The organism is Bradyrhizobium sp. 1200_D9_N1_1 (genome assembly GCF_052075915.1).
GTDB classification, from domain to species: domain Bacteria; phylum Pseudomonadota; class Alphaproteobacteria; order Rhizobiales; family Xanthobacteraceae; genus Bradyrhizobium; species Bradyrhizobium diazoefficiens.
Map to the genome: position 1 here is coordinate 5538262 of NZ_CP197226.1, position 12792 is coordinate 5551053.

At 63.5% G+C, this 12792-nt stretch carries 13 protein-coding genes; 1 reads left to right on the forward strand and 12 read right to left on the reverse strand.

The annotated features are described in order from the left end of the window. Positions 1-114: 114 nt before the first annotated feature. From AB5K84_RS26885 to AB5K84_RS26905, 5 genes are all read right to left on the reverse strand, one after another. Positions 115-1707: a class I adenylate-forming enzyme family protein gene (locus tag AB5K84_RS26885; protein WP_011086825.1), complete on the reverse strand. Its 1593-nt coding sequence runs from the start codon at positions 1705-1707 to the stop codon at positions 115-117. Positions 1708-1719: 12 nt separating this feature from the next. Continuing rightward, positions 1720-2541 (reverse strand): 3-methyl-2-oxobutanoate hydroxymethyltransferase, encoded by an 822-nt coding sequence (gene panB, locus AB5K84_RS26890; RefSeq protein ID WP_011086824.1) that lies wholly within the window; start codon positions 2539-2541, stop codon positions 1720-1722. A 2-nt stretch (positions 2542-2543) separates the two neighbouring features. Then, entirely contained in the window at positions 2544-3128 is a 585-nt protein-coding gene (locus tag AB5K84_RS26895; RefSeq protein WP_011086823.1) for an NnrU family protein, read from the reverse strand. A 69-nt stretch (positions 3129-3197) separates the two neighbouring features. Then, positions 3198-3776, reverse strand: coding sequence for a hypothetical protein (locus AB5K84_RS26900; protein WP_028171054.1), 579 nt, complete (start codon positions 3774-3776; stop codon positions 3198-3200). A gap of 106 nt (positions 3777-3882) precedes the next feature. Continuing rightward, a complete protein-coding gene (locus tag AB5K84_RS26905) occupies positions 3883-5505 on the reverse strand; it encodes a peptide chain release factor 3 (protein WP_011086821.1) in 1623 nt (540 codons plus the stop codon). A gap of 158 nt (positions 5506-5663) precedes the next feature. Here AB5K84_RS26905 and sugE point away from each other — a divergent pair, with 158 nt between their 5' ends. Beyond that, positions 5664-5978 (forward strand): quaternary ammonium compound efflux SMR transporter SugE, encoded by a 315-nt coding sequence (gene sugE / locus AB5K84_RS26910; protein ID WP_028171053.1) that lies wholly within the window; start codon positions 5664-5666, stop codon positions 5976-5978. Here the strand turns inward: sugE and AB5K84_RS26915 are convergent. The 7 genes from AB5K84_RS26915 to AB5K84_RS26945 form a co-directional block, all read right to left on the reverse strand. Next, positions 5971-6978, reverse strand: coding sequence for an inorganic phosphate transporter (locus AB5K84_RS26915; protein WP_011086819.1), 1008 nt, complete (start codon positions 6976-6978; stop codon positions 5971-5973). The two genes, sugE and AB5K84_RS26915, sit on opposite strands and share 8 nt — an antisense overlap. Positions 6979-7077: 99 nt before the next feature. Further along, a complete protein-coding gene (locus tag AB5K84_RS26920) occupies positions 7078-7722 on the reverse strand; it encodes a DUF47 domain-containing protein (RefSeq protein WP_011086818.1) in 645 nt (214 codons plus the stop codon). Positions 7723-7878: 156 nt separating this feature from the next. Beyond that, the gene (locus tag AB5K84_RS26925) at positions 7879-8847 is read right to left on the reverse strand and encodes a branched-chain amino acid ABC transporter permease (protein ID WP_011086817.1); all 969 of its coding nucleotides are present in this window, start codon (positions 8845-8847) and stop codon (positions 7879-7881) included. A gap of 1 nt (position 8848) precedes the next feature. Next, positions 8849-9718: a branched-chain amino acid ABC transporter permease gene (locus tag AB5K84_RS26930; protein WP_011086816.1), complete on the reverse strand. Its 870-nt coding sequence runs from the start codon at positions 9716-9718 to the stop codon at positions 8849-8851. A 74-nt stretch (positions 9719-9792) separates the two neighbouring features. Beyond that, a complete protein-coding gene (locus AB5K84_RS26935; RefSeq protein ID WP_011086815.1) occupies positions 9793-11016 on the reverse strand; it encodes an ABC transporter substrate-binding protein in 1224 nt (407 codons plus the stop codon). A gap of 90 nt (positions 11017-11106) precedes the next feature. Further along, the gene (locus AB5K84_RS26940) at positions 11107-11853 is read right to left on the reverse strand and encodes an ABC transporter ATP-binding protein (RefSeq protein ID WP_011086814.1); all 747 of its coding nucleotides are present in this window, start codon (positions 11851-11853) and stop codon (positions 11107-11109) included. Beyond that, on the reverse strand, positions 11846-12601 hold the full coding sequence (locus tag AB5K84_RS26945; RefSeq protein WP_011086813.1) for an ABC transporter ATP-binding protein: 756 nt from the start codon (positions 12599-12601) through the stop codon (positions 11846-11848). Before AB5K84_RS26945 ends, AB5K84_RS26940 begins: the two co-directional genes overlap by 8 nt. Between the last annotated feature and the right edge of the window lie 191 nt (positions 12602-12792).

The following is a 12792-nucleotide window of genomic DNA, read 5'->3' on the forward strand; positions in this document are numbered from 1 at the left end:
TCCCGTCCCCCGCGTGGCGGCGAGGTAGCCTAACGATATGGCGGTGGCAAGGCAAAGCGAGCCCGATCAAGGCGTTAACCACCCGGGAGAGCCCGGAAGAAGCCCCTGCCCGGCTCAGGTTCCCAAGTGCTCCCGCAACTGCCGCTTCAGCACCTTGCCATTGGCGTTGCGCGGCAGCGGCTCGGTGGTGATCGCCATGGTTTCGGGGACCTTGTAGTCGGACAGCCGCTCCGCGCACCAGGCCCGCAAGACGTCGCCGGCGACCGGGGTGCGGGTCACCACGACAGCATGGACGCGCTCACCGAGCACCGGGCAAGCCCTGGCAATGATCGCGCTCTCGATCACCGCGGGGTGGCCCGCCAGCACGGACTCGACCTCCGCGGAATAGATCTTCAACCCGCCGCGATTGATCATGTCCTTCTGGCGGTCGAAGACGCGGACAAAACCGTCCGCATCGACTGACCCCAGATCGCCCGAGTGCCAGAACCCACCGGTGAAGCTCTCGGTCGTGGCTTTCGGGTTGTTCCAGTAACCCTTGATGACGGAGGCGCTCTGAATCCAGAGCTCGCCGATCTCGCCATGGGGCAGCTCGCGCCCATCGGGTCCCATCGCGACGATGCGCGCGCCGGGACACGGCAGGCCCACGCTGTCGATATGGCTCGCCGTCAGTTCGCCCGGCATGATCGTCGAGGGCGATGTCGTCTCGGTCGCGCCGTAGCAGTTCATCAGCTTCAGGCCGGGAATCGTCGCCTTGAGCCTCTCGATGGTCGCGACCGGCATCGGCGCGCCGCCAAAGCCGCCGATGCGCCAGCTCGACAGATCGTAGCTGTCGAAATCGGGCTGGAGCAGGCAGAGATTGTACATTGCCGGAACCATCACCGTGTAGGTGACGCGCTCGCGCGCAGCGAGCTTGAGATAATCGGCGGCCTTGAACGCCGGCATGATGATCAGCGCGCCGCCGCAGCGGATCATGGTCGTGATGTTGGCGACGACACCAGTGACGTGACCGAGCGGCACGGCCGCGATCGAACGGTCCGCTTCCGTCAATTGCAGGCAGGACGCAAACACCATCGAGGAATGCACGATGTTGCAATGGGCCAGCATCGCGCCCTTTGGCTTGCCCGTCGTGCCCGAGGTGTAGAGGATCATCGCCGTGTCCTCTTCGCTCACGTCGACGGGCGCGGCGGCCGCGGCCTTGTCAGCGAGCACTGCGAAGCGCGACGCATGCGGGTCGTCGTCGACGGCAACGCGGTGGATCACATCGGGCACATCCCGCGCATCCGGCAGCCGCCCGGCGAGCCCTGCCTCGTGGATCAGGATCTTGGCGCCGCAATCGGTGAGCACATAGGCAATCTCCGGCTTCTGCTGACGCGTGCTGAGCAGAACCGTGACCAGCCCCTCATGCGCGGCGGCAAACAGCAGCAGCGGAAATTCGATGCGGTTGCCCAGCAGGATGGCCACGCGATCACCGCGCTTGAGGCCGAGCTTGCGAAAGCCCTCGGCGATCCGGGCGGCCCGGTCGACGACCTGGCGCCAGCTCAGCCGGACATGACCGCAGATCAGGGCCTCGCCATCGGCGTTCTGCGCAACCGCTTCCGCAATCATCGCCCAAACGCTGCCCGGCCGCTTCACAAAGGCCGGCACGACGCGGTCGCCGAAGCGCGGCTCAAGCCGCATCGACGGAAGTGCGTGCTGCGACCAGTCCATGCGCGCCCCTCCTCAGCTCTTCTTCATGTCGTAGACATGCTCCGGGCCCGGGAAGGCCCGGCTCTTCACGTCGCGCGCATAGCCCGCGATGGCTTCCTCGATCGCCGGCCCGAGATTGCCATAGCGGCGCACGAATTTCGGCGACCGCGGCGACAAGCCGAGCATATCTTCCAGCACCAAAATCTGGCCGTCGCAGGCTGCGCTCGCGCCAATGCCGATGGTAGGAACTGCGATCGATTGCGTGATCTTGCGCGCCAGCGGCTCGGCGACCGCCTCGATCACGATAGAGAAGGCCCCCGCCTCTGCGATCGCCCTGGCGTCATTCTCGATCGGAGCCCAGTTCGCCTCCTCGCGGCCCTGTGCGCGGAACGAGCCAAGCGTGTTGATCGACTGTGGCGTCAGCCCGATATGGCCCATCACGGGAATGCCGCGCTCGGAGAGAAACGCCACCGTCTCCGCCATCCGCGCGCCGCCCTCGAGCTTGACCGCGCCGCACAGCGTTTCCTTCATGATCCGCACCGCCGACTGGAAGGCCTGCTCCTTCGAGCCTTCGTAGGAACCGAACGGCATGTCGACGACGACGAGCGCCTGGCTGGAGCCGCGCATCACCGCGCAGCCCTGCAGGATCATCATCTCAAGCGTCACGGGCACCGTGGTCTCGAAGCCATGCATGACATTGCCAAGGGAATCGCCAACCAGGATCGCATCGCAGTGCCTGTCGACCAGCGCGGCGGTGTGCGCGTGATAGGAGGTCAGCATCACGATCGGCTCGCCATTCTTGCGAATGCGGAGGTCGGGCGCGGTCTTGCGCCTGATGGCGGATTGGACGGACATTGTCAGACCCCTACGACAGGAACCCCGATCACGACAGGATGGAATGCAAACGCCAGCGCCAGATAGGCAACGACGCCGACCGCGACCGCGATCAGATCGTTGGAGACGCCGCCTACCGGAATCGGCGGGCCGCCAGCGTCAGTGCGATGCTTCAACGAAATGCGGTCAAACACCGCCCAGCCCAGGAACGAGCCGAACAGGATGATGGAACCGAGATCGCCATTGGCGAGGAGATGCGCGGCCGCCCACAGCTTGATGCCGGCCAGCATCGGATGTTTCAGCGTCGCGTAGATACGGCCGCGCAGGTATGACGCGACAACCAGGATGACCGCGGGCAGCATCAGCGCGAGCGTGATGTGCTTCATCGCCTTCGGCGGATACCAGACGTCGATCCAGCCGGTCGCACGGTAATGACCAAAGCCCCAGATGATCAGCGCGAGCCCCGCGAGTGAGACGAGCGCATAAAGGATCTTGTAGGTCCCCTCGCCCAGCCTCGCGATGGCCTGCGCGCGCGCCTCGCGTTTCGTTGTGAAGACATGCGCCGCGAAAAACAGCACCAGCCCCAGGATCATGACCAGCAGACCCACGACATCCTCCCCTCAACCAGCGCCCGCCTCTGGCGTAGCATCGATTGGCGGTCGGTCGCAACCGATGCGCTACTTGCCGAGCTGCCGATTGTCGACATAGCGGATCGCGATCGGCCGCCCTGCCAGGGCGCCGCCGAGACCGCTGGTGAATTTCAGCGGCAAGCAGGCCTTCAGCGAAGCATCGATGGCGTTCAGATAGGTCGTGCGGGTGTCGGCCGGGACGCCCGCGGTGGCGTATGTGAGGCGTGGCGGACCGATCAGGCCGCCCGCCTTGTTGAAGCTGAAGCGCACCGACATCTGCATGCCGGCCCGCGCGTTGTCCGCTGGCGGCGACCAGCAAGTGCGCAATTCGGCGAAGAGGTCGCCGATCGTATCGAGATCGTGATCCGGCTTCCGGTATTTGGCGCGGTCGGATTCGGACGGCACGCTGACGATCGTGAGCTGGAGATTCTGGCCGTAAGGATAGTCGATCTCGGGAATGCAGGGCCCGGGCTCGAGCGGGCTGCAATAGGACGGCGTGCAGGGCCGGTTGTCGAGCACGCTGCACGGTTCATGCGCAAACGGGATGGGATTGATCTGGCGCCGCTGCGCGTCGGCGGCCACCGTCGATATCGCCAGCAGTATAAGAAGGAGAATGCCGCGCCACATGGTATGCGAACTCTCAATGCCACTGTGGACGAAAGGTGGCATTCGTCGCGAAAGCGTCAAGTGCGCGCGCGTTCACATGCTCGCGTTTAGGCGGCCTTGGCGCGCGTTATCCCTTCTTCTTGACGTCCTTGACGTTGGTGAACTCGATGCCCTCGGCGCGTTCCCTGGTGTAGCCGAGATAGAACTCGTTCCTCGCCAGATAGACGGGATCACCATCGACGTCGTCGGCGATACTCGAGGTGTTGGCGGCGATGAAAGTGTCGAGCTTCTTGCGATCGTCTGAAGAAACCCAGCGCGCAAGCTGGAACTCGCTGACCTCGAACTCGACCGGAAGGGAATATTCCGCCTCCAGCCGTGCCTTCAGCACGTCGAGCTGGAGCGCGCCGACCACGCCGACCAGCGCCGGTGCACCGTCGCGCGGGCGGAATACCTGGACGACGCCCTCTTCCGACATCTGCTGAAGCGCTTCCTTCAGCTTCTTCGCCTTCATCGCGTCGGTGAGACGGACGCGGCGGACGATTTCCGGCGCAAAGCTCGGCACGCCGACGAAGTTGAAATCCTCGCCCTCGGTCAGGGTATCACCGATGCGCAGCGTGCCGTGGTTGGGAATGCCGACGACGTCGCCGGCAAAGGCCTCATCCGCCACCGAACGGTCCTGCGCGAAGAAGAATTGCGGGCTCGACAGCGGCATGCTCTTGCCGGTGCGCACCAGTTTCGCCTTCATGCCGCGGCTGAGCTTGCCCGAGCACAGGCGCGCAAAGGCGATGCGGTCGCGGTGGTTCGGATCCATGTTCGCCTGGATCTTGAACACGAAGGCGCTCATGCGCGGATCGGTCGCCTCGACCTTGCGCTGGTCGCTCTCCTGCGCACGCGGCTCGGGCGCGAACTTGCCGAGGCCCTCCAGGAGGTCGCCGACGCCGAAATTGCGCAGCGCGCTGCCGAAATAGACCGGCGTCAAGTGGCCCTCGCGAAACGCCTCCAGCTCGAACGGTTTTGAAGCCTCGGTGACGAGCTCGAGCTCGTCCTTCACCGCGGAGACGTCGAGATTGGCGTTGAGCTTGGCAAGCTCCTCGATCTCGATCTGCTGCGCCGCGCCGGTCTTGGCGCCGCCGCCTTCGAGCAGGCGCACGCCGCCATTGACGACGTCATAGGTGCCGAGGAAGTCGCGGCCGCGGCCGACCGGCCAGGTCATCGGCGTGGTGTCGAGCGCCAGCGTCTTCTCGATCTCGTCCAGCAGCTCGAACACGTCGCGGCTCTCGCGGTCCATCTTGTTGATGAAGGTGATGATCGGAATGTCGCGCAGGCGACAGACCTCGAACAGTTTTCGGGTGCGCGCCTCGATGCCCTTGGCGGCGTCGATGACCATGACGGCGGAATCGACGGCCGTCAGCGTGCGATAGGTGTCTTCCGAAAAGTCCTCGTGGCCCGGCGTGTCCAGCAGGTTGAACACGAGGCCCTCGAACTCGAAGGTCATCACGGACGTCACGACCGAGATACCGCGCTCGCGCTCGATCTTCATCCAGTCCGAGCGCGTGTTGCGCCGCTCACCCTTGGCCTTGACCTGACCGGCGAGGTTGATGGCGCCGCCGAACAGCAGCAGCTTTTCGGTCAGCGTGGTCTTGCCGGCGTCGGGGTGGGAGATGATCGCAAAGGTGCGCCGCCGCGCCACTTCAGCGGCAAGCGGGGAACGGGCCGGCGATTCGGCTGTGGTGGTGGCGATGTCGGACATGGCGGGAGCGTTTGGCAGGGAAAATGGGCCGGATCAAGCCTGATGTGGTAATTGCGGAGCCCTTCGGCCAGCCCCATATCGCCGTTTGGGAGGGACGGCCCTCCTATCCACCAGCATATCAGCCGCGGGGACGACCCTGCCTTGAATGGAGGGTCGTCATGGCCTGGAGCATCCTGTTCGTCGCCGGTCTTCTCGAGATCACCTGGGCGATCGGCCTGAAATACACCGAGGGTTTCACCAGGCTTGTTCCCTCCGTCATCACGCTCGCGGCGATGGCGGGCAGCGTCATCCTGCTTGGGCTCGCGCTCAAATCGCTGCCCGTCGGGACCGCCTATGCGGTGTGGACCGGCATCGGCGCGGTCGGCACGGCGACGCTCGGGATCATCCTGTTCGGCGAGCCGGCGACCGCGCTTCGCCTGGCCAGCATCGGACTGATCGTTGCCGGTATCATCGGGCTGAAGCTCGTTACTTGACGAAAATCCTGACGGCCCACCAGGTCAGCGCGGCGACGATCGCCGAGGCCGGCATCGTGATCACCCAGGCATAGACGATCGAGCTGGCGACGTTCCAGCGCACCGCCGAGAGGCGGCGGGCGGCGCCGACGCCGACGATGGCGCCGGTGATGGTATGGGTGGTCGAGACGGGAACCCCGAGGAAGGTCGCCATGAACAGGGTCGCGGCGCCGCCAGTTTCGGCGCAAAAGCCCTGCATCGGCGTCAGTTTCGTGATGCGCAGGCCCATGGTGCGGACGATGCGCCAGCCGCCCATCAGCGTGCCCATCGCCATCGCGGCCTGGCAGGACAGCACGACCCAGAACGGCACCGAGAATTCGCTGCCGAGATGGCCCTGTGAATAGAGCAGCACGGCGATGATGCCCATGGTCTTCTGCGCGTCATTGCCGCCATGGCCGAGCGAATAGAGCGAGGCGGAGGCGAATTGCAGGATGCGGAAGGCGCGATCCACGGCGAAGGGCGTCGATCGCACCGAGGCCCAGGAGACGATCGCAACCAGCAGCATCGCCAGCAGGAAGCCGACCAGCGGAGACAGCACGATGGCGATCACCGTCTTGGACAATCCGCTCCAGACCGCCGCCGAAATCCCGGCTTTGGCCACGCCGGCACCGAACAACCCGCCGATCAGCGCATGCGACGACGAAGACGGGATGCCGAGCGCCCAGGTCACGAGGTTCCAGACGATGGCGCCGACCAGCGCCGCGAAGATCACGTGGGCATCGACGATTGAGGGATCGATAATGCCGGTGCCTATGGTCTGGGCGACGTGCAGCCCGAACACCATGAAGGCGACGAAATTGAAGAAAGCGGCCCAGAACACCGCGAATTGCGGCCGCAGCACGCGGGTCGAGACGATGGTCGCGATCGAATTGGCAGCGTCATGCAGGCCGTTCAAGAAGTCGAACAGCAGCGCGACGGCGATCAGTCCGACCAGGACGGGAAGACCCAACGCAGCATCCACGGCGAGGCCCCTGCCTTAAAGTTTTCGCATGATCTCCGCGCAAACGCGTTCCGCGTTTGTCGCGAAGGAAAACCGCTGCACATTTTTCCGGATCATGCGCTACACTTGCTCGATGACGATGCTGTTGATCTCGTTTGCGACGTCGTCGAAGCGATCGGCGACCTTTTCGAGATGGTCGTAGATCTCGACACCGACGATGAAATCCATCGCGTTGCCGTCGCGGTGCTTGAGGAACAGCTCCTTCATCCCGATGTCGTGGAGATCGTCGACCCGGCCCTCGAGCTTGGTCAGCTCTTCCGTGATGGCGGTCAGCATGGCCACGTTCTTGCCGATCTGCTGCATCAGGGGCAGCGCACGGCCGACCAGATTGGCGCATTCGATCAGAAGCCCGCCGATCTCGCGCATCGGCGGCTCGAAGGCGCGGACCTCGAACAGCATCACGGCCTTGGCGGTCTGCTGCATCTGGTCGATGGCATCGTCCATCGAGGTGATGAGGTTCTTGATGTCGCCGCGGTCGAACGGCGTGATGAAGGTGCGGCGCACCGCCGTCAGCACCTCACGGGTGATGTTGTCGGCATCGTTCTCGAACTGGTTGACGCGCTGGCAATAGACCGGCGTCTCCTCGCCCCCGTTGAGCATGCCCTGGAGCGCGATCGAGCCCTGGATCACGGTCTGGGCATGGCGGTCGAACAGGTCGAAGAACCGTTCTTCCTTGGGCAGGAAAGCGCGAAACCATCGCATCATGGGGATAGACTACCGGTTGGAAATGGCCCGGCCCGGAAGGGCCGTCACGAAACTGTCATAGACCATTTTCGGTCCGCGCGCGTGCCACCTCACGCCCGCGGCGCCGGATCATCCACCACTTTCACGAAGCGGGTAAATTGACCTTAAATCAATTACTTAGAGCGAACGCCGGAAGTAATGCGCGATTTCACCGACGACGCCGCGGCGGAAGGTGAGCACGCAGATCACGAAGATCGAGCCCTGGATCACCGTCACCCATTGGCCGAAGCTCGCCAGATATTGCTGCATGGCGATGATCACGAAGGCGCCGACCACGGGTCCGAAGATGGTCCCGAGACCCCCGACCAGCGTCATCAGCACGACTTCGCCCGACATCGACCAGTGTACGTCGGTGAGCGAGGCATTTTGCGCCACGAACACCTTCAGCGATCCGGCGAAGCCGGCCAGCGTGCCCGACAGGACGAAGGCCAGGAACTTGTACTGGTCGGTCCGGTAGCCGAGCGAGATCGCGCGCTGCTCGTTCTCGCGGATCGACTTCAACACCTCGCCGAACGGCGAGTTGATGATGCGGAAGATCAACAGGAAGCCGGCGAGGAAGCCGACCAGCACGACGTAGTACAGGACCGTCGGCTTGGAGAGATCGAGGACGCCGAACATGTGCCCCTGCGGAATGCCCTGAATGCCGTCTTCGCCATGGGTGAACGGCGCCTGGAGGTAGATGAAGTACAGGAGCTGCGACAGCGCCAGCGTGATCATCGAGAAATAGATGCCCTGGCGGCGGATCGAGATGTAGCCGGTCACGATCGAGAGCACGAAAGCACCGGCGACGCCGACGAGGATGCCGAGCTCCGGCGGCAACGCCCACACCTTCAGCGCATGCGCGCTGCAATAGCCGGCCGTGCCTAAGAACATCGCGTGGCCGAACGACAGCAGGCCGCCATAGCCGATCAGAAGGTTGAAGGCGCAGGCGAGGAGCGCGAAGCACAGCGCCTGCATCACGAAGAACGGATAGACCCCCGTGAACGGCACCGACGCCAGCAGCAGCGCCATCACCGCAAACACGATCATCTCGTCACGCATCGCGCGCGGGGTCGCCCGCAGCGTATCGTCCGTCAAGGCTGTCATATCAGGCCGCCCTTCCCGTCAATCCCGATGGCTTCACCAAGAGCACCAGCACCATCAGCACGAACACGACGGTGTTGGAGGCCTCGGGGTAGAAATACTTGGTCAGGCCCTCGATCACGCCGAGAGCGAAACCGGTGATGATCGAGCCCATGATCGATCCCATGCCGCCGATCACCACCACGGCAAACACGACGATGATGAGGTCGGCGCCCATCAGCGGCCGCACCTGGTTGATCGGCGCCGAGAGCACGCCGGCGAGCGCGGCAAGGCCGACGCCGAGACCGTAGGTCAGCGTGATCATGCGCGGCACGTTTATGCCGAAGGCGCGGACCAGCGTCGGGTTTTCGGTCGCGGCGCGGAGGTAAGCGCCGAGCCGCGTCTTCTCGATCAGGTACCAGGTCGCCAGACACACGATAAGCGAGAACACGACGACCCAGCCGCGATAGACCGGAAGGAACATGAAGCCGAGATTCATGCCGCCCTTGAGCTGGTCAGGAATGGCATAAGGCAGGCCCGACGATCCAAAATAGTTCTGGAACACGCCCTGCACGATCAGCGCAATGCCGAAGGTCAGCAGCAGGCCGTAGAGATGGTCAAGCCCGGTCAGCCATTGCAGCATGGTCCGTTCCAGGATCATGCCGAAGATGCCGACGACGATCGGAGCGACGATCAATGCCGGCCAGTAGCCGATACTGAGATAATCATTGTTCAGCAGGAAATAGGCGACGAAGGCGCCCATCATGTAGAGAGCGCCGTGGGCGAAATTGATGATGTTGAGCATGCCGAAGATCACGGCAAGCCCGAGACTGAGCAGCGCGTAGAACGAGCCGTTGATCAGTCCCACCAGTAGCTGAGCGTAAAGTGCCTGCATCGATCCCGCACCCGGTCCCTTCGGCGTTCCCCTGAAAGTCGCCCGCAGGCCTCAAAGGCCTGCGGGCCGTTATCCTACTTCTTCAACAGCGCGCACTTGCTCTCGGACAGCGGCGTGAAGGCCTGATCGCCCGGCACCGTGCCGACCAGCTTGTAGAAGTCCCACGGGCCCTTGGACTCCGAGGGCTTCTTGACCTCGAACAGATAGGCGCTGTGGATGGTGCGGCCGTTCGGCTGGATCTCGCCCTTGCCGAACAGATCGTCCTCCGTCGGCATCGACTTCATCTTCTCGACGACCTTGACGCCGTCGTGAGGATTGCCGCCGAGTGCGTCCAGCGCCTTGAGATAGTGGCGCACGCCGGCATAGACGCCGGCCTGCACCATGGTCGGCGGCGCGTTGTTCTTCATTTTCGAGGCGAAGCGCTTCGAGAACGCCCGGGTCTGGTCGTTCATGTCCCAGTAGAACGTCTCGGTGAAGTTGAGGCCCTGCGCGGTCTCCAGACCGATCGCCTTGACGTCGGTGAGGAACAGCAGGAGCGCGGCGAGCTTCTGGCCGCCCTTGACGATGCCGAACTCGGCCGCCTGCTTGATGGCGTTGGTGGTGTCGCCGCCGGCATTGGCAAGGCCGATGATCTTGGCCTTGGAGGCCTGCGCCTGGAGCAGGAAGGACGAGAAGTCCGGCGTGTTCAGCGGATGCTTCACGCCGCCGACCACCTTGCCGCCATTGGCGGTGACAACGGCCGTTGTATCGCGCTCGAGCGCCGCACCGAAGGCGTAGTCCGCGGTCAGGAAGAACCAGCTGTCGCCACCCGCCTTCACCAGCGCCTGGCCCGTGGTGTGGGCCAGCATGTACGTGTCGTAGGTCCAGTGCACGGTGTTGGGTGAGCACTGCGCGTTGGTGAGGTCGGAGGTCGCCGCACCAGAGTTGATGTAGACGCCGTTCTTTTCCTTGATGACGTTGTTGACGGCGAGCGCCACACCGGAATTCGGCACGTCCACGATGACATCGATCTTGTCGACGTCGAACCACTGCCGCGCGATCGCGGTGCCGATGTCGGGCTTGTTCTGGTGATCGCCGGAGACAATGTCGATCTTCCAGCCCTTGGCGGTAAGGCCGGAATCTTCAACGGCCATCTGCGCTGCGAGCGTCGAGCCGGGGCCGCCGAGATCGGCATAGAGTCCTGACTGATCGGACAGCGCGCCGATCTTGACGGTCTTGTCCTGCGCGGACGCGACGCCGGCTGCGGCGAAGGTGAGCGCGGTGGTCAGCAGCAATGATGCAATCGACCTGGTCTTCATGCAACTTTCCTTTTTGAATTTTCTCGTTGGCAGTTCTTCTGTTTAAGCATGATCTTTTCGGAAAATCGCTTCACGCCTTCCGGATCATGCCTAGACGCCGAGATAAGTGTGGAGCTTGTCCATGTTGGCGGCAAGCTCCGCATTGGAAAATCCGTCAATGATCTTGCCGTGCTCGACCACGTAGTAGCGGTCGGCAACGGTGGATGCGAACCGGAAGTTCTGCTCGACCAGGAGGATCGTAAAGCCCTCCTTCTTGAGCCGCGCAATGGTGTGGCCGATCTGCTGGATGATGACTGGCGCCAACCCTTCGGTCGGCTCGTCCAGCATCAGGAAGCTCGCACCGGTGCGCAGGATGCGCGCGATCGCCAGCATCTGCTGCTCGCCGCCGGACAACTTCGTGCCCTGGCTGTTGAGCCGCTCCTTCAGGTTCGGAAACAGGTCGAAGATCTGCTCGAGCGGCAGTCCGCCTTCGCGGACCACTGGCGGCAACAACAAATTCTCCCGCACGTCGAGGCTGGAGAATATCCCCCGCTCTTCCGGGCAGAACGCGATGCCCATGCGCGCGATCTTATCGGAGGTCGTGCGGATGATCTCCTGGGTGTTGAACTTCACCGAGCCGGTACGCTTGCCGATGATGCCCATGATCGACTTCAGCGTGGTCGTCTTGCCGGCGCCGTTACGCCCGAGCAGGGTGACAACCTCGCCCGCGTTCACGTCGAAATTGATCCCATGCAGGATGTGGGACTCGCCATACCAGGCCTCGAGGTTGCGGACCTGGAGGATGTTTCCGCCGCTCGCAGCCTTTGCCGGAGCCTCGGCGATCGCAGTGTCAGGCATGACCGGCTCCCAGATAGGCTTCCTTGACGCGTTCGTCCTTGGTGAGCTCGCTGTAATGGCCCTGCGCGAGAACCTGCCCGCGCGTCAGCACGGTGATGATGTCGGAGAGATTCGCCACGACGCTCAGATTATGCTCGACCATCAGGATGGTGTATTTCGCGGAGATGCGCTTGATCAGCGCCGCGATCTTGTCGATGTCCTCGTGGCCCATGCCGGCCATCGGCTCGTCCAGCAGCATCATCTCGGGGTCGAGCGCGAGCGTGGTTGCAATCTCGAGTGCGCGCTTGCGCCCGTAGGGCATCTCGACCGCAGGCGTATTGGCAAACTCGCTGAGGCCGACATCGTTCAACAGATCGCGTGCGCGATCGTTGAAACGGTTGAGCACGGACTTGGAGCGCCAGAAATCGAAGGAACTGCCGTGCTGGCGCTGAAGCGCGACGCGAACGTTTTCCAATGCGGTCATATGCGGAAACACCGCCGAGATCTGGAACGATCGCACCAGTCCCATGCGGGCCACGTCGGCCGGCGCCATCGCGGTGATGTCCTGTCCCTTGTACAGGATCTTCCCGGCGGACGGCCTGAGGAACTTGGTCAAAAGATTGAAGCACGTCGTCTTGCCGGCGCCGTTCGGGCCGATCAACGCGTGAATGCTCCCACGGCGGACCTTGAGCGCAACGTCGCGGACAGCGAAGAAGCCCGCGAACTCCTTGGTCAAGCCTTCCGTTTCGAGAATGAACTCATCGGCCAAACAGATTTCCCCCTGCCCGCGCGACCCGCGTGGCTGTCCTTGTTGCTTCGGCTTTCAGGAGGCCTTGGAGCCTTCCCGGAACGCCGCCTCCGGGCGCGGAATATGCCGGAGGTGACGGGGGTTAGGCAAGGCGGAAAGCTGAGCAGATCAGGTCTCCGGCTGGGATACAAATGCTCCCTTAGTCGGAGATG